Consider the following 19518-nt stretch of genomic DNA (forward strand, 5'->3'; position numbering starts at 1 on the left):
AAGCGCTACTCCAGAGAAATTATTGTCCTAGAGCGTGTTGCGCTTAATCCTACCATAGCGCTCGCTCTAGATTTTTTTCATTGTCGCATGTTCACGAATGCTAAATGAATCCATTTGGCTGCGACATGCTTTAGATTGACCATTTACGCTTGGCGATGTGAAGCAGCCGGATTGGCAATTTTAACGGTTTGGTTTATCAGAATGTCGGATTGGCTTTTCAAAATGGAGAAAGCATGGACGATTTGGATGAAAAGCTGATTACGCTTTTGCGCCACAATGGACGACGCAGCATTTCGGATATTGCAATCGATCTTGGTGTTTCACGGGCCACTGTGCGCGCGCGGATGGAGCGCCTTGAACGATCCGGCGATATCCTTGGCTACACTGTGATCCTGCGTTCAGATGCCGTTGATCTGCCGGTGCGCGGCATCATGATGATTGAAATCGAAGGGCATGTTGCCGACCGTGTGGTCAAGGCGCTTGGCGGCTTCTCGGAAGTTTCCGCCGTCCACACCACCAATGGCCGTTTCGACCTTGTGGTGGAACTGGGCGCTGCCACGCTCACTGATTTTGATGCGGTCCTGCGGCGCATCCGGCTGGTGCCCGGCATCAAAGCCAGTGAAACCAATCTTCTGCTGGCGACACCGCGCTCGACGCGGGCTCGCCTATGACATGGCATTCAACGAAATGCGCGTCTGTAAAAAAGCCGGGATCGAATCCCGGCTCTTTCGTTCTATCCAATCAGGCAAGGACCGGGTAATCCGTGTATCCCTTGGCACCGCCGCCATACATATGCTGCTGATCCAGCTCATTCATCGGTAAGTTGTCCTTCAAGCGGCGAACAAGGTCCGGGTTGGCGATGAACGGCTTGCCAAAGGCAACCACATCAGCGCGGCCGCTTTCGACTTCCTCTTCGGCAAGCGTACGATCATAACCATTGTTGACCATCCAGGCAGCCTTGCCACCCGCATCACGATAGACCTGCTTGAGACGGGCATAATCGAATGGCTGCGGCCCCTGCTGGAAGTCACGCGGACCGCCCGTCGCACCTTCTATGATATGGACATAAGCAAGACCGTAAGAGCCAAGCTTTTCGACCACATAGTCGAACAACGGCTGCGGATCGGAATCCGATGCGTCATTGGCGGGGGTCACAGGCGAAAGGCGAATACCGACCTTTCCGGCACTGACAGCCTTTGTCACGGCGTCCACGACTTCGAACAGGAAGCGGGCGCGATTTTCAATCGAGCCACCATATTCATCGGTGCGGTGATTGCTGCCAGAGCGCAGGAACTGGTCGATTAGATACCCGTTTGCCGCGTGGATTTCCACGCCATCAAAACCCGCCACATCAACCGCATCCTTAGCGGCTTTTCCATAGGCGGCGACAATTGCCGGCAACTCGCTCTTGTCCAGCGCACGCGGTTCAGAGGTCGGCACAAATTCGCCCGTACCATCTTCATGCACCAGATAAGTCTTCGACTTTGCCGTGATCGCGGAAGGCGCAACCGGCTTGCCGCCATCAGGCTGCAAACTGTTGTGCGAAATACGGCCCACATGCCACATCTGCACGACGATCTTGCCGCCTGCGCTGTGCACTGCGTCCGTCACGCGCTTCCAGCCGGCAAGCTGCTCGTCTGAATAAAGCCCCGGCACATCGGCGTAGCCCTGCCCCTGATGGCTGATCGGCGTTGCCTCCGTAATGATCAATCCCGCAGTCGCACGCTGTTCATAATAGGTAACATTGAGGTCGTTTGGCACAGCACGAGGCGAGCGATTGCGCGTCAACGGTGCCATAACAATACGATTGGCAAGCTTGAGATCGCCTATTGTGACGGGATCAAACAATGTGGCCATGGATACATTTCCTTCAAGTTGGAAAGATCGTTTCAGGATGAATTAAAGATTGGACAGGGCTTTGAGCAAGGCGGATATCGCCTCTTCGTCGCGCTTGTAGAAAGTCCATTGGCCAACGCGTTGGGGCGTAATCAAACCCGCTTTCGTCAGCACGGACAAATGGGCAGAGACGGACGACTGGGAGAGACCGCACCGTTCGAACTGGCCCGCGCACACGCCCATCTCCAAAGGCATGTGCTGACCGGAGAAATGGCTCTCCGGTTCCTTGAGCCAGCTCAAAATATCGAGACGCACCGGATTGGCGAGCGCCTTGAGTATCTCGTCCAGAGGCAAAGGCTGAACATCCAACATCGCAGTCACCTCGCTGATCTCCTGATGAATATCGTTATTTCACGATATAAGTATTGATTAAATCCGATTTATAAAGAGGGAACCGGTTCACATCGCCGTGAAAGGAAAAGGCGGTGCCTTTCCTGTGGAACATTGTTACTGCCTTGATTGCGCCGAACCGGTATCCGACTATGGTCGTGGGAATTGGAGCGCATACTGAAAAGTGGGAAACGGCTTTCGGACAAGATGCGCGTTAAAAAAGACATTAGAGCTCCGATTTGACCCCATCGAATCGAAAGTTGCTCTAGAATTGGAAACTACATGGCGGACATTACCAAGCGCATTGCCGGGATTATAGCGGCGGAAATCAATGCAAGGCCTGAGCAGGCAATCGCCGCCATTGGCCTGCTGGACGAAGGCTCGACCGTGCCTTTCGTCGCACGCTACCGCAAGGAAGTCACCGGCGGGCTTGATGACACGCAATTGCGTCAGCTTTCAGAGCGCCTAGCCTATCTGCGTGAACTCGAAGCACGCCGCTCTTCTATTTTGGAATCAATCCGCGGTCAGGAAAAACTCACACCAGAACTTGAACTGAAAATCGCAGGCGTTCAGACGAAGGCCGAGCTTGAAGATCTTTATCTTCCCTATAAGCCGAAGCGCCGCACCAAAGCGGAAATTGCCCGCGAACGCGGTCTTGGCCCACTGGCCGAAGCCATTCTGACCGACCGCAGGCTGGTCCCCACAGACATTGCTGCGCAATATGTCACTGGTGATGTCGCTGATGTGAAGGCGGCCCTTGATGGTGCGCGTGACATCATCGCAGAAGGCTTTTCGGAAAATGCCGAACTGATCGGTAATCTGCGCAACTATATGAAGGACCGTGCCATTTTACGCTCGCGCGTTGTCGATGGCAAACAGGACGCAGGCGCGAAATTCTCGGATTATTTCGATCATTCCGAACGCTGGGCCACAGTTGCCGGACACCGTGCATTAGCCATGCTGCGCGGACGCAACGAAGATTTCCTATCGCTGGACATTGAAATCGACGCTGACGACACATCGCCTGTAAAGCCGGTCGAACGCAAGATCGCAGCCGCATATAACATCGGCGCAACGCTTCCCGGCGACCGCTGGCTGATGGAAGTTGCAGGCTGGGCCTGGCGCGTGAAACTCTCGCTTTCACTCTCGCTTGACCTGATGCGCGACCTGCGTGAGCGCGCCGAAGAAGAAGCCATCAACGTCTTTGCCCGCAATCTGAAAGATTTGCTGCTGGCAGCACCTGCCGGCTCGCGCGCCACCATGGGTCTTGATCCGGGTATCCGCACCGGCGTGAAGGTCGCAATCGTCGATGGAACCGGCAAATTGCTCGATACAACGACGGTTTATCCGTTTCCGCCCAAAAACGATGTGCGCGGTACACAGGCCGAGTTGGCCAGCCTTGTTCGCAAACATAAGATCGAGCTGATTGCTATCGGCAACGGCACGGGAAGCCGTGAGACCGAAAGGCTCGTCGTGGACATGCTTTCGGATATGCCCGCGCCGAAGCCGCTCAAAGTTATTGTGTCAGAAGCAGGCGCATCGGTCTATTCCGCTTCGGAAGCCGCAGCAGCCGAATTTCCGCAGCTCGACGTATCGCTGCGCGGTGCCGTTTCCATCGCCCGCCGCCTGCAAGATCCACTGGCGGAACTGGTCAAGATCGAACCGAAATCCATCGGCGTCGGCCAATATCAGCATGATGTGGACCAATCCCGTCTGGCTCGTTCGCTCGATGCCGTGGTCGAAGACGCTGTGAACGCTGTCGGCGTCGATCTCAACACGGCTTCCGCCTCCTTACTTGCGCGCGTATCTGGCCTTGGAACGTCACTGGCAGAGGCAATCGTTGCACATCGCGACGCAACAGGCGCTTTCAAAAGCCGCAAGGAACTGCTGAAAGTTGCTCGCCTCGGCAACCGCACCTTTGAACAATGTGCGGGCTTTCTGCGCATTCCCAATGGCACTGAACCGCTCGATGCATCTGCCGTTCACCCGGAAGCCTACGGCGTTGCCAAGAAGATCGTCGCCGCTTGCGGTCGCGACGTACGCAGCCTCATGGGCGACAGTGCGGCGCTCAAGGCTCTCGACCCGCGCGTCTTCGTCGATGAACGTTTTGGTCTGCCGACCGTGCGTGACATCATCGCTGAACTCGACAAACCGGGCCGCGATCCGCGTCCTGAATTCAAGACCGCGACCTTTGCCGACGGCATTGATGATATCAAGGATCTGAAACCCGGCATGATGCTGGAAGGCACTGTCACGAATGTCGCTGCGTTCGGCGCATTTGTGGATATTGGCGTGCATCAGGACGGCCTCGTCCACGTTTCCCAGCTTGCCGACCGTTTCGTCAAAGACCCGCATGAAGTGGTCAAGGCCGGTGATGTGGTGAAGGTGCGTGTCACGGAAGTGGATGTACCACGCAAACGCATCGGCCTCACGATGAGGAAAGACGGTGGCGAAGCCCCTGCCCCACGCAACAATGCACAACGCGATACCCAACGCAATACGGGCCCCGCAACCAAGCAGAACTTTGCTCCGCGCAAACAGGAGCAGCCGTCAACCGGCGGTTTCGGCGCTGCATTGCTGGAAGCGATGAAGAAGAAATAAGCAAAAGGGCGGCCTCACAAGCCGCCCTTTTCACATTCAGATCTTGTTGCCGATCGGAAAGCCAGTTGAGACTTTTCTCACCGGCATGTCATCAGTGGGAATGATCCAGCCATTGCGAATGGCGACGCGAACCTCATCGCCTTCTTCCAACCGCACCGGATCGCGCACTTCAAAATGCAGATGAACATCCGGCTTTGAAAACGGTGATGCCTCAATGCGGGAACCGCCACCCCGATAGACCGAGCGCTTGACCCGAACAGCGATGCCGCCAGTTTCGGTCAAAGCCAGGTCTTCTGCACGAACGCAGAGCTGCGCATTGGCGCGCGGCATTTCAATGCCCGAACAACGCACCTGCGCTCGACTTCCCAGTACCAGCGCTTCGCAATGCCCCCCTTGCGCAAACGACACAACCTCCGCCGGCAGAACCATGCCATGCGCGATGAAGGACGCAACCATTTCACTGGCCGGTTCCTCATAGAGCTTGCGCGGCGTATCGAATTGCTGGAGCTTGCCGTGATCGAGCACCGCAATACGGTCAGCAAGCGCCATAGCTTCCGCCTGGTCATGCGTGATGTAAATGATCGTGGTGCCGGTGCGCTTGTGAAAAGCAGCAAACTCATCTTCCATGGAAGCACGTAAGTGTACGTCGAGATTGGCAAGCGGTTCGTCAAACAGCACCAGCGAAGGAGCCGCCACCAGACAACGGGCCAATGCCACACGCTGCCGCTGTCCGCCCGAAAGATTAGCCGGACGGCGATCACCAAAACCGTCAAGATCAACCAGCGCCAAAGCTTCCTTCACGCGGCGTTCGCGCTCGGCTTTGGCAACTTTTGCCACCCGCAGACTATAGCCAACATTCTCAGCCACGCTCATATGTGGCCAAAGCGCATAATTCTGGAAGACAATACCCACCTGGCGCTTTTCAGGTGGCACACTACCTCCAACATACGAAACGCGACTGTCACCAATGTGGATTTCACCGCCATCAACATCCTCAAAACCTGCAATCATCCGCAAAAGCGTGGTCTTGCCGCAGCCGGAAGGTCCGAGAATGGCAACGAATTCACCATCCTTCACATCGAGAGACACTTCAGAGAGAGCCTGAAACTCATTGAAGGTCTTGGAAACAGAGCCGATTTTCAGTCGCGCCATGGCAGCACTCCGTTTGGAAGACGCCGCGCAAACAGATTTGTTGCAAGCATCAGCATGAATGTCACCGCAACAGCCAGCATGGATATGGCTGCCGCATAGGCGGAATCACCCGCCTGTTCGAAAGAAAACATCACCACGCCCAGCGTTTCAGATCCCGACGCCCAAAGAAGCGCCGAAACCGTCAGCTCACAGAATGCAGTCATGAAAATGAGCACACCGCCTGCAAGCGTCGCCGGGGCGACAAGAGGAAATATAATCGTACGCAGGCGATAGAAAAGCCCTGCGCCTGCAACGCGCGCTGCTTCTTCCATCGCGCGGTCGATCTGGTGCAGCCCCGCAACTGTTGGCCGCAGCGCCAGCACGAAGAAGCGTGCCAAATACGCAAAGAGGATGATCCAGAGCGTATTATAAAGGCTGACGCCGATCACCGGCAGTGGCTTTAAGAACATCAACAGGCAAGCGATTGCCAGAACAACGCCCGGCAGAGCATAGGGCATCTCGGCTGCAAAACTGAGGATCGGCGTCCAGCGCCGTTTGCGCCATGCCAACATATAGGCGAGCGGAACCGCAATCAGCACCGCAAAGATCGCCGTCACCACCGACAACAGAATACTGTTGCCAAAGGCGCGGGCTGAACCGCTGTGTTCAAGCATGACAAAGCGGAAATTTTCCAGCGTTGCCGTCGCAAATGTCAGCGGCACGCCATAGGCCGGAACCAGTGCTGAAAGCGTGAGACCAAGCAGCGGCAGAAACAGCACGATCACAATTAACAACCATGCAGCCAACTCCGCCCACACACGCCATGCACCAAGCGCAAAAGGTGCGGCTGGCAGCGAAGTCGAAACAATACGGAAATCGCGGCGACGCGAGGCATAATCCTGTGCAGCAATGCCCGCCATGGCGATCACACCGATCAGCACCGAAAGCACGGCAACGCTGGACAGCACGGCTGGCCCACCACCGGCAAGACGCTGATAAATCAGTGTCGGCAGAACGAGATAATTTGATGGAATTCCCAAAAACGCCGGAATGCCAAAATTGCCGACGCAGGAAACAAAGGCCAGAGCCGCGGCACCGATAATCGATGGCGTCATCAGCGGCAGGATGATGGTACGTAGAACAGTCCATTTGCTGGCCCCGGCACTTAAGCCTGCTTCAACAAGCTCACGTGGAAGCTTGCGAAGCCCAGCCCGTACGATCAAAAAGACCAGCGGTCCATATTGTACGCCAAGCAGCAAAACAATGCCCCAGACGGAATAGAGTGGATTGCGGCTTCCCAACGGCGGCGCCATACCGATGATCTTGAGGAATTGGCTCGAAGGCCCGAAAAGCTGTAGCCAGGCCAGTGCCGTCACCTGCGGCGCTATCAGCAACGGAGTCACATAGAAAAGCACAAAGACATTGCGCCCACGCATATCCGTGAGACCGACGAGCAACGCCGCCACAATGCCAAAGACCAGCGCCAGCAGCGTGCCGCCAACACCGATTTGCAGGGAATGACATGTGGCAATCCATGTAGAGCGACTGCTGAGTGTTTCAGAAAGGACAGATGTCGAAAACTGTCCTTGCGGCGCAACAAGCTCAACGAACAGGCGCACCATCGGCAGAAGCGAAAGAACCGCGACAATGAGGGTTACGCCAATAATCAGGGCCGCATCACGGCCCTGAAGGTCTTTCATGATCCGCATCGAAATGCCTTATCCGCCAAACAATTCGGAGAACTGCTTCTTGTCGGCATCAGTCTGATCGAGAACCTTCTGGGTGTCGATAGACATGATGTTGATCTTGGTGCCTTCCGGTAGCCAAGCAGGGCGGCCAACACCTTCCTTGGCAGGCAGATAACCCTGTTCAAGTGCCAGCTTCTGACCATCATCCGACAGGATGAAATCAACAAACTTCTTGGCACCGTCAACGTTCTTGGCGGTTGCCATGATCGCAACCGGTTCGGTCACGGCAGGCACGCCTTCCGACGGGAAGACGAACTCGACCGGCGAACCCTTGGCCTTGGCGTTGAGCGCCATGAAGTCAACGAGAATACCGTATGGCTTTTCGCCGCTCGCAACCGACTTCAGCACAGCGCCATTGCCTTTAACGCTTGCCAGATCGTTGGCCTTCAGGTTCTTGAAATAGTCCCAGCCGAGCTCCTTATTGAGCGCAAAACCACTCAATAGATAGGCGGCAGCGCCCGAATAAAGCGGACTCGGCATGACCACCTGCCCCTTGTAATCCGCCTTGGTCAGGTCAGCCCAATGTTCCGGCTTCTGGGCCACAGCGGTATTATAGGCAATGCCGGTGGTGATCAGCTTCGAACCGAAATAGGTCTTGTCGGCGTCATAGGCATCGGCAGCAAAACCATCAACCTTGGCTTCCGGATAAGCCAACAGCCGCTTGTCCTTCTTGAGGCTTTCCATCGTCACAGCATCAGCGATGAGCAAAACATCCGGCTGCGGTGCGCCGGCCGAAAACTCGGCGGCCAGCTTGGTGAGGAGTTCGCTCGTACCGGAACGGAAAATCTGCACATCCGTATCCGGGTTGGCCTTGCGAAAAGCTTCAACTGTCTTGGTCGCATCCGCTTCGGGCTGTGATGTGTAAAGCGTCAGCGTGTCGGCCTGTGCCACGGCGATGGAAAGAGCAAGAAGCGCTGGTACGACAGCAGCCCGCTTCAGCATCTTGTTCATGGGATTCGCTCCTCGAATTTCTGTATAGTGTTCGCCAGCAGGACCGGCAATGCCGGTACAATCCTGACGCGTGCGAAGTGATAGCGTGCAGATACGGCCATGGCGATAGGCACGATCATTTCCGTTCATGGTGCACCTGTCAAACATCCTGCATCTGGGTGCCGTACAAGCAAAAAGCTCTCCGGCAGAATTTTCCTCTGCGGAGAGCTTTTGTCACATCGATTGCCTGTGCCTCACGCCGCCCGCACTTCCCCAAACAAGGGAAGACGCGGATGGCAATAGAGGAAACGCGCTGCAGTTTTATGACAGGTTGTGAAAACTTAAATAACCATTTCGGCTACATGCGCAACCTGTGCGCCGACCTCGTAATAGGCCTCACGCAGACCGCGGAAATTCTGTTCTTTCGGATCGCTGACAGGCAGTGGCAGGTCCGCCTCCGAAATCTCACCTGATACAAGTTGCGAAATCAGTTTGCCGAATACCGTGCCCGGTGCGATACCACGGCCATTGTAGCCGGAGAAGCCCACCACGTTACGGCCAAGACGGTGGAACTTCGGCAGGCTGTCATCGGTCATGCCGATCTTGCCATACCACTCAGCCTCAAACTCTACCTCGCCGATCTGCGGGAAAAGACGCTTTAATGACTTCTTTGCCCATGCCTTGTGCACCGCAGCGCCCGTATTACGCAACGCACCGACGCTTCCGAAAACAAGGCGACCCTGTTGGTCGAAACGGAAGGATGAAAGAACCTCCTTCGTATCCCATACGCCTTGGCGTTCAGGCAGGATGCTTTTCTTCAAATTGTCGGAAAGCGGCTTCGTGGCCATATTGAAATAAGGCAGGTGCACCAATTCGGCACGCACGGCTGGCCATGGTGCATTGGTATAGGCGTTTGTTGCCACAACCACCCAGTTCGCCGTCACTGAGCCCTTGGCGGTCCTGACTACCCATTTACCGTTTTTTTCCTCAGCGCCGATCACCGGACTTCCTGTGAACACAGTCGCGCCCGCTGCAACCGCAGCATGGGCAAGTCCGCGCACATAAGCGAGCGGCTGGATCGTACCGGCGCGCAGATCAAGCAGCGAACCGGCATAAGCCTTGGTTCCAACCTTGGCTTCGGTTTCCTTGGCGTCCAGCAGCTTCACATTAGCGCCACGGCGTGCCCACTGTTCGTAGCGGTCCTCAAGTTCCCTGAGCCCCTTCTTGCCAACAGCACAATGGAGCGTGCCCTGCTTTTCGACTTCGCAGGCAATCTTATGCTTTTCGATGATTTCAAAAACCAGCTTGGGCGCATTGCCAAGCACTTCCAGCAAACGGTCGCCATATTTCTGGCCCAGCACGCCGGGCAAGTCATCCGGCATAACCCACATGCCGGCATTTACCAGACCGACATTACGACCCGAACCGCCATAGCCGATCTCGACACCTTCGAGAACGATCGCTCGCGTGCCTTTCTCAGCCAGATGCAGAGCCGTCGACAGACCGGTGAAGCCGCCGCCTACGATCACCACATCCGCTGTCAGATCACCTTGCAGCACAGTTGTCTTGGGAGCGGCAGGGGCGGTCTTTTCCCAAAGACCATGGGAGCGCGGATCGTTCAACATAGAGAGCAACCATTTCAAATAGTGGAATGCGGGCACCCTGCCCGACTGTTTCTATTTCACGCCGCGGAAGCCGGTTGGACAGCGTTATTTGTGCAACAATTCATTCCGGTTTGGAATGAACGAGCATCGAATAATCAGTATTTCCCACCTGCCCCGCAATCCACTGACAGAAAACCTGCGTCAGCGGATTTTCAAGTTTGCCTTCCGGGACAACGAGATAATAGTCATTCTCGGTCCGCATCTGTTGCTCGAAAAGCTTGATCAATTCGCCATTCCGCAGTTCCTGTTCGATCAGATAAAGCGGCAGCAATGCAAACCCCAACCCGGCAAGTGCTGCGCCGATCACCATGGAAAATTGATCAAACCTGTGCCCACGATAAGCAGACTGACCCTCAATACCGCAGCTTTCAAACCATTGTGCCCACATCTTGGGGCGTGTTGCCAGATGCAGAAGCGGTTCAGTTTCAAGTTCTTCCGGTGCCGCGGGATGACGCGCTTTCAAGAGGCTGGGGCTGGCGACCGGCACAATGACTTCCGAGCACAGGAAAGTACAGGTGGCATGTGCCCAGACCGGCTGGCCATAATGAATAGCGAGATCGAAAGGCTGTTCTTCAAAGTCGAAAACACCCGAACGTGACGCTACGTTCAGTGCTATACCCGGATGTTTCTGAACAAAATCCGGAATACGTGGCATCAACCAGCGCGTGCCAAAAGTTGGCAAAGTTGCCACACTGAATGAGGATGTGGATTGCGCCGATGCCATGGCGCGCAACATCGTATCCTCAGTTTGATTGAGCAGCCGACGCACTTCCGGCAGGAACTTGCGTCCCGCATCAGAAAGCAGAATACGCTGGCGGATACGCTCAAACAGCAACACACCAAGCTGGCTTTCGAGGTCCTTGATCTGGCGACTGACAGCGCTCTGCGTCAGGTTGAGCTCATTGGCAGCTTGCGTGAAACTGCCATGCCGGGCCGCACATTCAAATGCCTGCAGCGTGGCAATATCGGGGATCAGTCTCCTGCTAAGCTTCATTCCAATCTCGCATTAACATAGTTGCGTTCGTCGCGATCATAACGGCAAAACCACTGATATGATACATTTTCATCATAATCCAGGCATGTTCCTACCGCAAAAAACATGTCCGCCCCCAAGATGACCCAAGTTCTACGGAAGCTTTCGCAATGAACGAGCATAAAATCATTTCGCCAGACGCTATTCGCTCCGCTTTCTCGGCAGCAATGTCTGCCATGTATAAGCAGGAAGTACCTGCTTATGGCACATTGATGGAGCTTGTCGCGGACGTGAACGCCAAGGTTCTGGCAGACGATACCCATCTGCATGAGCGATTGACGGAAACAGACTCTCTCGAACGCATTTCCGAAGAGCGTCATGGTGCAATCCGCTTGGGCACCGCAGCCGAGCTTTCCATGATGCGCCGCGTTTTCGCAGTCATGGGCATGTTCCCCGTTGGTTATTACGACCTGAGTGCTGCCGGTGTACCAGTGCACTCCACCGCCTTCCGCCCAATCGACGATAGCGCCCTCAAGCACAATCCGTTCCGTGTTTTCACCTCGTTGCTGCGCCTCGATCTGATTGCCGATGAAAAGCTGCGCAAAGAATCAGAAGAGGTTCTCTCCAAGCGCAATATCTTCACGCCTGGCGCCATTTCGCTTGTCGAGAAGGCGGAAGCCAATGGCGGCCTTGATGCAGCAGATGCGAAAACATTCGTTGCAGAAGTGCTCGAAACATTCCGCTGGCATGATCATGCCAATGTCAGCGCCGAGCTTTATCATCGCCTCCACGATGCACACCGGCTGATTGCCGACGTCGTTTCCTTCAAGGGGCCACACATCAATCACCTGACGCCGCGCACGCTCGACATCGACGCTGTGCAGATTCAGATGCCCGATCGCGGTATCAACCCGAAGGCAGTTGTCGAAGGCCCACCAACCCGCAAATGCCCGATCCTTCTGCGCCAGACCTCGTTCAAGGCGCTGGAAGAAGAAGTTTCATTCGTCAGCAGCGATGGCACATGGACCCCAGGCTCCCACACTGCCCGTTTCGGCGAAATCGAACAGCGCGGCATAGCCCTCACACCAAAGGGGCGCGCGCTTTACGACAAGCTGCTCAACGACACACGCGCAATTGCCCGCCCTGCGCCCGATGGCTCGAATGCGGCTGAATATGTTAAGGCGCTGAACGACACTTTCGCGGCCTTCCCGGACACATGGGCAGGCATTCGCGAAGAAGGTCTTGGCTATTTCGCCTATTCGGTCAAGGATGCTGCACGTCTTGCAGCCTTCCCTGCAAATACCGATATCGAGACCCTGATCGAAGGCGGCGCAATCCAGTTCGACCCAATCACCTATGAAGACTTCCTGCCGGTCAGTGCCGCTGGTATCTTCCAGTCCAATCTGGGCGACGACGACGCGCAGGATTTTGTGGAAAGCCCCAACCAGAAGCGTTTCGAGCAAGACCTTGGTGCCAAGGTTCTCAATGAATTCGAGCATTATGCCCGCATTGAACGCGAATCCATCGAAGCTGTACAAGCCCGCTTGAGCGGTCTTGAAGCAGCAGAATAATAATTTGACAGGCTAAGAGGAAAAACATGAATACCGCTGTAAAAAAACTCGACGTGAAAAAGGAAGCCGCAGAGCTGCTTTCCAAGCTTGGCGTTGACTCATCCCTTTACACATCGGGCGACCTCGCTGGCTTCAGCCCGGTTTCCGGCGAGCAGATTGCTTCAGTCAAGACCCACAGCAAGGAAGACGCAGTCAAGATCATCGACAAGGCTGACGAAGCTTTCCGCGCCTGGCGTACGGTTCCAGCCCCTAAGCGTGGCGAACTGATCCGTCTGCTTGGTGAAGAACTGCGTGCTTCCAAAGAAGATCTCGGCCGTCTCGTTTCGCTCGAAGCAGGCAAGATTCCTTCGGAAGGCCTCGGTGAAGTTCAGGAAATGATCGACATCTGCGATTTCGCAGTCGGTCTGTCACGTCAGCTTTACGGCCTCACCATCGCAACGGAACGCGCTGGCCATCGCATGATGGAAACCTGGCATCCGCTCGGCGTTGTCGGCGTTATCTCCGCTTTCAACTTCCCCGTAGCTGTCTGGTCGTGGAATGCTGCTCTTGCAATCGTTTGCGGCAACTCGGTTGTCTGGAAGCCTTCGGAAAAGACCCTGCTCACCGCTCTTGCCTGCGACGCAATCTTCCAGCGCGCGCTCAAGCGTTTCGGCGAAGCACCGGAAGGCATTGCGCTGCTTCTGCTCGGCGATCGTGAAGTCGGTGAAGTTCTCGTTGACAGCCCGAAGGTTCCAGTTGTTTCGGCAACCGGCTCGACCCGCATGGGCCGCGAAGTTGGTCCGCGCCTTGCAAAGCGTTTTGCGCGCGCAATTCTCGAACTCGGCGGCAACAATGCCGGTATCGTCTGCCCATCGGCCGATCTCGACATGGCACTGCGCGCCATCGCATTCGGCGCAATGGGCACCGCTGGTCAGCGCTGCACCACGCTGCGTCGCCTCTTCGTGCATGAAAGCGTTTACGATGCGCTCGTACCGCGCCTGCAGAAGGCCTATGCCAGCGTCACCGTTGGTTCACCGCTCGAAACCAGCGCTCTGGTCGGCCCGTTGATCGACAAGGTTGCTTTCGACAACATGCAGAAAGCGCTGAAAGATGCAGCCGCTCACGGTGGCAAGGTACAGGGCGGCGACCGCGTCGATACTGGTCATGAAAACGCTTACTATGTGCGTCCGGCCATTGTCGAAATGCCAAAGCAGGAAGGTCCGGTTCTCGAAGAAACCTTCGCGCCGATCCTTTACGTCATGAAGTATTCTGACTTCGACGACGTTCTGGCCCAGCACAATGCAGTTGGCGCAGGTCTGTCCTCGTCGATCTTCACACTCAACCTTCAGGAGGCAGAACGCTTCCTTTCGGTTGAAGGCTCGGATTGCGGCATTGCAAACGTCAATATCGGCACTTCGGGTGCCGAAATCGGCGGCGCATTCGGCGGTGAAAAGGAAACCGGTGGCGGTCGTGAATCGGGTTCGGATGCGTGGAAGGGCTACATGCGCCGCGCAACCAACACCATCAACTACTCGAAGGCTCTGCCGCTCGCACAGGGCGTTTCCTTCGACATCGACTAATCGGTCTCATCTGAGATCAAAAGAAAAACCCGCTTGTAGCGGGTTTTTTTTAGAGCGCATCCCGAAAACTGTGAAACGGTTTTCGGGAAGGGTACGCGTTAAAAAAATAGTTAGAGCGCCGATCTGATCCAATCAGATCGGCGCTCCAATGAGCCGCAACGCATCGACCGGTTGAGATTTTTGCAGTGACGCGGCGAAAATGGTGCTTTCTCGAGAACCGGAGCGGAGTGTACTTTGAGATACATGAGCACCGGAAGCGCAGAAAAGCGCCATTTGCAGACCGTCAATGCGTAAATATCGGCGGTCGATCAGCCCATGCGTTCAGAAGCGAATGAACCTGGAGACGCAGGGAATACGACGGTGCGATTGCCGTTGAGGAATGAGCGGTGATGGATATGCGCGTGAACGGCGCGCGCCAGAACCTGCGCTTCGACATCACGCCCGATAGACACATAATCCGCAGCACTTTGCGCATGGGTCACACGCGCCACATCCTGTTCAATGATCGGACCTTCATCAAGATCAGCAGTCACGTAATGCGCGGTCGCACCAATCAGCTTCACACCGCGCTCATAAGCCTGCTTATATGGGTTCGCGCCCTTAAACGACGGCAGGAAGGAATGGTGAATGTTGATGATCTTGCCCGACATCTTCTGGCAAAGCTGATCGGACAGAACCTGCATGTAACGCGCAAGAACCACCAGCTCAGCGCCTGTATCCTCAACGATACCCATAAGGCGCGTTTCTGCTTCCGGCTTGTTGGCCTTAGTGACAGCGATATGATGGAAGGGAATGTCGTGATTGACGACAACCTTCTGATAATCGAAATGGTTTGACACCACACCAACGATATCGATGGGCAGCGCGCCGATCTTCCAGCGATAGAGAAGATCATTGAGGCAATGGCCAAAACGCGACACCATAAGCAGCGTCTTGGTGCGATGCGCATTATCGTGAAAATCGAAATTCATATCAAAGGGCGCCGCAACAGACACAAAACCTTCCCGCAAAACATCGAGGGCGACGCCTTCTTCGGAAATAAAGCTGACGCGCATGAAGAAGCGCCCCGTGTCCAGATCGTCAAACTGGGCGCTGTCGATGATGTTGCAACCCTTGCTGGCAAGATAACCCGAAATCGCGGCAACGATACCGCGTGTGGACTTGCAGGTGACGGTCAGGACAAAATTATGCATCGGACTTCCTCAAATTTTTGAAGGCGCAAGCCAGGCGACCACATCGCGAACCTAATCCACGAAGCGGTCGCAGCCATGCCAGAATGCGTAATGCACTGACGGGATTGCGCTATCAAGCAACTTTAGAAGAAAGATTGTCCAATTCTGTTCTGAACGCCCCCCCTGCTCCGAGGTGCGGCTCAGTTTAAAGATGTGGGTTGCGGCTACGGTAGCGGTCAACCAGTGAACGGTTCACATCGCCGGAGCCCGGCATGTTGGCACTGAGATAGATCGGCGCATCGCCTTCGCCCACCAACCTTGCAGCCACATCGGCAAAAATAGCATTGAGAATCGTGACACCAAGCGCAGTCGAAACCGGTCCGACCTTCAACGTACTACCTTCCACTTCCAGCACCGCATCACCCGCAGGCGCATCATTATCCAGCACGACATCAGCCAGGGAAAGCAGTTGCGTACGGCCTTTGGCGATTGCGTTGGAATAGGTGACGGAGGTGACAGCGATAACGGCAGCCCCCTTCTCCCGCGCAAAGCGTGCCGCTTCAATGGGAGCCGCATTGACGCCGGAATTTGAAACAACAATCAGTACATCGCCTTCACGAATGCCATACCGCTCGAGTATCGGCAGAACGGCCCCTTCGATGCGCTCAAAATGCGAGCTTGCCACCGCGCCATCCTGCAGCATGATTGCTCCGCAAAGGATTGGCACGGTAATCGCCAGTCCGCCTGCGCGGTAGTGCAATTCTTCCGCCATTATATGCGAGTGGCCGGTGCCGAACACATAGACCCGGCGATCTGCCTTGGCAGCCGCGGCGACGAGCTCGGCAGCTTTGGTCATCGGCTCGGCAAGCCGATCACGCAGACCCGAGAGCCGGGCGATCAGGTCATCGAAATAACGATCGGTGATTTCTGTCATCAACCCTTCCCCGCAATCTGCTTTTCACCGGAAAGCCAAGTGGCTTTCGCAAGTAGCCCTTCATCAAGATGAACTGCATCCATCCGCATGCCGGGACGGAACGTACCGCGATCATTGAGACACAGATAACGTGCAGGATAGTGGCTCGCCATCCGAAGTGCCTCGGCCAGCGTCAGCTCCAGCTCGGCCACGCCGAAACGCACCGCCGACGCCATATCGAGATCTGATCCGGCAATGGTGCCATCCGACAACACAAGTTTGGAGCAAATCCCGCCCGGCACGCGACGGACGGCACGCCCGTTGATCTCGAAGCTTTCGGAGTCTGAACCGACCAGAGCCATGGCGTCTGTCACGAAGAACAGATGAGCATCGCCGCGTTTCGCTCGAAGAGCGAGCCGCAGCGCCATCGGGTCGACATGGTGACCATCGGCAACGATACCGCACCAGATATCAGGGTGATCAAGCGCCGCGCCCGCAAGTCCCGGCGCACGATGGCCGATCTGGCTCATGGCATTGAAAAGATGGGTGACGCTACGTGCACCGGCATCGAAGCACTTGAATGCTTCTTCGGCGGTTGTGTCACTGTGGCCGATGCTGACGATCACACCGCCATCGCTCAAGCGCCGCACCTGCTCGGACGTGACCTGTTCCGCAGCAAGCGTGACGAGCAATGTCCCGATCTGCTTAGCCGTATGGATATAGAGCGCAATATCGGCGTCATTGAGGGGCCGCATCAGTTCAGCCAGATGGGCGCCCTTTCTTGCCGGAGCCAGATGCGGCCCCTCCAGATGGAGACCGGCAACGCCCTTGTCGGCCTTGATCGCCTCAATTGCCGCTTCGATAGCGTGGTCACGCACCTGCGTCGTATCGGTAATCAGCGTCGGCAGAAGGCTCGTCGTTCCGTATTTGCGATGCCCCTTGGCAATCGTGAACATGGTCTCAGGCGTCGGCTGATCGTTGAGCATACGCCCGCCACCGCCATTCACCTGCGCATCGATAAAGCCGGGAGCCAGAATGCCGCCGTTCAGCCGCTCGATATCATGGGCCGCGCCGAGCGAGGCTTCCGGCACAATTGCTTCGACCTTGCCGTCGCTGAACACCAGCGCGCTGTGGTCATGAAAGCGCTCACCGTCGAAAATGCGTGCGCCTGTTATTGCTGATTTCCTGGTCATACCGTCACCGTCACCTTGTTGAGATTGCGCGGCTTGTCTGGATCAAAGCCCTTACGACGCGTAACCGCTTCAATAACGCGGTAATAGTTGATGAGGGAGACCAGCGGGTCGAGATGTGCATTCCCGGTGCTAGCCGATGACAGTCGGAAACCCGGCGTTTCCGCATCAGACAACGACACAATACTCGCACCGAACGAATGCAGCCGCTTCAGAGCCTCCATGTTGGTGTCGAAGGCCTCGTCACGCGGCAGGAAGGAAATGATCGGAAAACCCTCTTCCACAAGCCGCATCGGCCCGTGCATGAGCTCCGCCAAAGAGAAAGCTTCCGCATGGATATTGGCTGTTTCCTTTGCCTTCAGCGCGGCTTCGAGCGCGATTGCAAAGGCCGTGCCACGTCCGCCGGTATAAAGTGAGCGAGCATTGAAGAGGAGATTCTCAACGGCTTCGCGGCCATCCGGCCGTGTTGCGGCGAGCGCCTCCGGCAGGCGTTGCAGCCCAGCCTGCAGGCTTGCATCACCGCTGGCTGATGCGACCACGCCCGACAGCGCTGCAACGGCAGCAATGAACGACTTGGTTGCGGCAACACTCTTTTCTTCACCGGCATTCAGCGCGAGCACGACATCGGCGGCATTGCCGAGTGGGCTATCGACAACGTTCACGACTGCAATTGTCGTCGCACCACCTTTCTTTGCTGCGTCTTGCGCCGCGACAATGTCAGGGCTGGCACCGGACTGCGACACGGTAAAATGCAATCCGTTCTGGAGCTTCAGCTTGGAACCATAGACCGATGCCACCGATGGCCCGATGGATGCAACCGGAATACCCATTGTGATTTCCATCAGATACTTAAAGAACGTCGCCGCATGATCAGACGAACCGCGCGCAGCCGTAGTGATGACGGTGGGTTCGTTCTTCTGGAAAATACGTGCGATTTCCGAAAACGTACCTGCCTCCTTCTCAAGCAGACCGGCGACAACGGCAGGTGACTGTTCTGTTTCCTGCAGCATGAGGGAGGAAGGGCTGTTCATAGTCATTCTCCAATTTTCAGTTCTGCGACGAAATCATAGGCATCGGCGCGGTAATGCGAACGGGTATATTCGACGATCCTGTCGTCCTCGAGATGCGAGATACGCTCGATAAGAAGTGCGGGCGCACCCCGGTGAACGCCGAGCAGGCGTGCTGTACCAGGGTCGAGCGTAACCGCTGTCAGGCGCTGCAAAGCGCGTACCGGCTTGTGGCCACGCCTTGCCAAGGCGTCATAAAGCGAGGTTTCTTCGACACGATCCTTATCCAGATAATGGCGTGGAACCACAGCGCGTTCGAAAGCCATCGGCACACCGTCGGCAAGACGCAGACGGTCTAGCCGCACCACCGTCGTATCAACGCCAATCCCCAACCGGAAAGCCTCGTCGGGGGACGGCTTATCGACCTTGTTGGTGACAACACGTGCGCCCGGTTCCTTGCCGCGCGACAGCATGTCCTCGGAAAACGATGTCAAACGCCACAGATGCTGACTGATGCGGGCCGGGCGTTCAGCAACGAAAGTGCCACTGCCGCGTCGTGCCTCTACCACGCCTTGCGTCAGCAGTTCCTTATAGGCATTGCGCACAGTAATCCGACCGACGCCAAGCTGTTCCGCCAGATCACGCTCCGGCGGCAGCCCTACAGCGGGCGCAAGCTGCCCCTCCTCGATCAGTTCACCGAGAATGCGCGCAAGGTTCCGGTAAAGCGGCCCGGTTAGCTGAGGATCATGCAAACCGCGCCCTTCAATGGCAGCGATCAATGTGGTTCTATTCATGCCTTACATGATAGAACCTATATAGAACCAATAGCAAGT

The 19518-nt window shown here is 56.0% G+C and carries 16 protein-coding genes; 4 read left to right on the forward strand and 12 right to left on the reverse strand.

Features of this window, described 5'->3' with window-relative positions:
* Positions 1–233: 233 nt before the first annotated feature.
* The gene (locus tag FJQ48_RS21310; protein WP_139976918.1) at positions 234–671 is read left to right on the forward strand and encodes an Lrp/AsnC family transcriptional regulator; all 438 of its coding nucleotides are present in this window, start codon (positions 234–236) and stop codon (positions 669–671) included.
* A 70-nt stretch (positions 672–741) separates the two neighbouring features.
* Here FJQ48_RS21310 and FJQ48_RS21315 read toward each other — a convergent pair whose 3' ends face one another.
* A complete protein-coding gene (locus FJQ48_RS21315) occupies positions 742–1857 on the reverse strand; it encodes an alkene reductase (protein WP_139976919.1) in 1116 nt (371 codons plus the stop codon).
* Positions 1858–1899: 42 nt separating this feature from the next.
* Positions 1900–2208: a helix-turn-helix transcriptional regulator gene (locus tag FJQ48_RS21320; RefSeq protein WP_139977082.1), complete on the reverse strand. Its 309-nt coding sequence runs from the start codon at positions 2206–2208 to the stop codon at positions 1900–1902.
* 300 nt (positions 2209–2508) lie between these two features.
* Here FJQ48_RS21320 and FJQ48_RS21325 point away from each other — a divergent pair, with 300 nt between their 5' ends.
* Entirely contained in the window at positions 2509–4827 is a 2319-nt protein-coding gene (locus tag FJQ48_RS21325; protein ID WP_139976920.1) for a Tex family protein, read from the forward strand.
* A gap of 36 nt (positions 4828–4863) precedes the next feature.
* On the opposite strand, the gene FJQ48_RS21330 is transcribed toward FJQ48_RS21325, so the two are convergent.
* The 5 genes from FJQ48_RS21330 to FJQ48_RS21350 all read right to left on the reverse strand — a co-directional run bounded on the left by FJQ48_RS21330 (position 4864) and on the right by FJQ48_RS21350 (position 11294).
* Entirely contained in the window at positions 4864–5979 is a 1116-nt protein-coding gene (locus FJQ48_RS21330; protein WP_139976921.1) for an ABC transporter ATP-binding protein, read from the reverse strand.
* Complete coding sequence (locus FJQ48_RS21335) at positions 5967–7667, reverse strand: iron ABC transporter permease (RefSeq protein WP_139976922.1); 1701 nt, start codon at positions 7665–7667, stop codon at positions 5967–5969. The genes FJQ48_RS21330 and FJQ48_RS21335 overlap by 13 nt, the downstream gene beginning before the upstream one ends.
* Before the next feature lie 9 nt (positions 7668–7676).
* On the reverse strand, positions 7677–8657 hold the full coding sequence (locus tag FJQ48_RS21340; RefSeq protein ID WP_139977083.1) for an ABC transporter substrate-binding protein: 981 nt from the start codon (positions 8655–8657) through the stop codon (positions 7677–7679).
* Positions 8658–8977: 320 nt separating this feature from the next.
* The gene (locus FJQ48_RS21345; RefSeq protein ID WP_139976923.1) at positions 8978–10261 is read right to left on the reverse strand and encodes an FAD-binding oxidoreductase; all 1284 of its coding nucleotides are present in this window, start codon (positions 10259–10261) and stop codon (positions 8978–8980) included.
* Between the two features lie 100 nt (positions 10262–10361).
* Positions 10362–11294: a LysR family transcriptional regulator gene (locus FJQ48_RS21350; RefSeq protein ID WP_139976924.1), complete on the reverse strand. Its 933-nt coding sequence runs from the start codon at positions 11292–11294 to the stop codon at positions 10362–10364.
* Between the two features lie 149 nt (positions 11295–11443).
* Here FJQ48_RS21350 and FJQ48_RS21355 point away from each other — a divergent pair, with 149 nt between their 5' ends.
* Together FJQ48_RS21355 and FJQ48_RS21360 are read left to right on the forward strand one after the other, a co-directional pair.
* Positions 11444–12844 carry a VOC family protein gene (locus tag FJQ48_RS21355; protein WP_139976925.1) on the forward strand — a complete coding sequence of 467 codons (1401 nt, stop codon included), beginning with the start codon at positions 11444–11446 and terminating at the stop codon, positions 12842–12844.
* A gap of 26 nt (positions 12845–12870) precedes the next feature.
* On the forward strand, positions 12871–14403 hold the full coding sequence (locus FJQ48_RS21360; protein ID WP_139976926.1) for an aldehyde dehydrogenase family protein: 1533 nt from the start codon (positions 12871–12873) through the stop codon (positions 14401–14403).
* Between the two features lie 308 nt (positions 14404–14711).
* Here FJQ48_RS21360 and purU read toward each other — a convergent pair whose 3' ends face one another.
* The 5 genes from purU to FJQ48_RS21385 all read right to left on the reverse strand — a co-directional run bounded on the left by purU (position 14712) and on the right by FJQ48_RS21385 (position 19479).
* A complete protein-coding gene (purU, locus tag FJQ48_RS21365; RefSeq protein ID WP_139976927.1) occupies positions 14712–15596 on the reverse strand; it encodes a formyltetrahydrofolate deformylase in 885 nt (294 codons plus the stop codon).
* Between the two features lie 184 nt (positions 15597–15780).
* Positions 15781–16509, reverse strand: a complete 729-nt coding sequence (locus FJQ48_RS21370) for a sugar isomerase domain-containing protein (RefSeq protein WP_139976928.1) — start codon at positions 16507–16509, stop codon at positions 15781–15783.
* Positions 16509–17681: an N-acetylglucosamine-6-phosphate deacetylase gene (gene nagA / locus FJQ48_RS21375; protein WP_139976929.1), complete on the reverse strand. Its 1173-nt coding sequence runs from the start codon at positions 17679–17681 to the stop codon at positions 16509–16511. The genes FJQ48_RS21370 and nagA overlap by 1 nt, the downstream gene beginning before the upstream one ends.
* On the reverse strand, positions 17678–18709 hold the full coding sequence (locus tag FJQ48_RS21380; RefSeq protein ID WP_139976930.1) for an SIS domain-containing protein: 1032 nt from the start codon (positions 18707–18709) through the stop codon (positions 17678–17680). Before FJQ48_RS21380 ends, nagA begins: the two co-directional genes overlap by 4 nt.
* Positions 18710–18711: 2 nt before the next feature.
* Entirely contained in the window at positions 18712–19479 is a 768-nt protein-coding gene (locus tag FJQ48_RS21385) for a GntR family transcriptional regulator (protein ID WP_139976931.1), read from the reverse strand.
* Positions 19480–19518: the final 39 nt, after the last annotated feature.

Source organism: Ochrobactrum sp. CGA5, from assembly GCF_006345815.1.
GTDB lineage: Bacteria > Pseudomonadota > Alphaproteobacteria > Rhizobiales > Rhizobiaceae > Brucella.

Coding starts and splice junctions, on each gene's coding strand:
- FJQ48_RS21310 (WP_139976918.1), top strand. CDS start 234: ATGGACGATTTGGATGAAAAGCTGATTACGCTTTTGCGCCACAATGGA.
- FJQ48_RS21315 (WP_139976919.1), bottom strand. CDS start 1,857: ATGGCCACATTGTTTGATCCCGTCACAATAGGCGATCTCAAGCTTGCC.
- FJQ48_RS21320 (WP_139977082.1), bottom strand. CDS start 2,208: ATGTTGGATGTTCAGCCTTTGCCTCTGGACGAGATACTCAAGGCGCTC.
- FJQ48_RS21325 (WP_139976920.1), top strand. CDS start 2,509: ATGGCGGACATTACCAAGCGCATTGCCGGGATTATAGCGGCGGAAATC.
- FJQ48_RS21330 (WP_139976921.1), bottom strand. CDS start 5,979: ATGGCGCGACTGAAAATCGGCTCTGTTTCCAAGACCTTCAATGAGTTT.
- FJQ48_RS21335 (WP_139976922.1), bottom strand. CDS start 7,667: ATGCGGATCATGAAAGACCTTCAGGGCCGTGATGCGGCCCTGATTATT.
- FJQ48_RS21340 (WP_139977083.1), bottom strand. CDS start 8,657: ATGAACAAGATGCTGAAGCGGGCTGCTGTCGTACCAGCGCTTCTTGCT.
- FJQ48_RS21345 (WP_139976923.1), bottom strand. CDS start 10,261: ATGTTGAACGATCCGCGCTCCCATGGTCTTTGGGAAAAGACCGCCCCT.
- FJQ48_RS21350 (WP_139976924.1), bottom strand. CDS start 11,294: ATGAAGCTTAGCAGGAGACTGATCCCCGATATTGCCACGCTGCAGGCA.
- FJQ48_RS21355 (WP_139976925.1), top strand. CDS start 11,444: ATGAACGAGCATAAAATCATTTCGCCAGACGCTATTCGCTCCGCTTTC.
- FJQ48_RS21360 (WP_139976926.1), top strand. CDS start 12,871: ATGAATACCGCTGTAAAAAAACTCGACGTGAAAAAGGAAGCCGCAGAG.
- purU (WP_139976927.1), bottom strand. CDS start 15,596: ATGCATAATTTTGTCCTGACCGTCACCTGCAAGTCCACACGCGGTATC.
- FJQ48_RS21370 (WP_139976928.1), bottom strand. CDS start 16,509: ATGACAGAAATCACCGATCGTTATTTCGATGACCTGATCGCCCGGCTC.
- nagA (WP_139976929.1), bottom strand. CDS start 17,681: ATGACCAGGAAATCAGCAATAACAGGCGCACGCATTTTCGACGGTGAG.
- FJQ48_RS21380 (WP_139976930.1), bottom strand. CDS start 18,709: ATGAACAGCCCTTCCTCCCTCATGCTGCAGGAAACAGAACAGTCACCT.
- FJQ48_RS21385 (WP_139976931.1), bottom strand. CDS start 19,479: ATGAATAGAACCACATTGATCGCTGCCATTGAAGGGCGCGGTTTGCAT.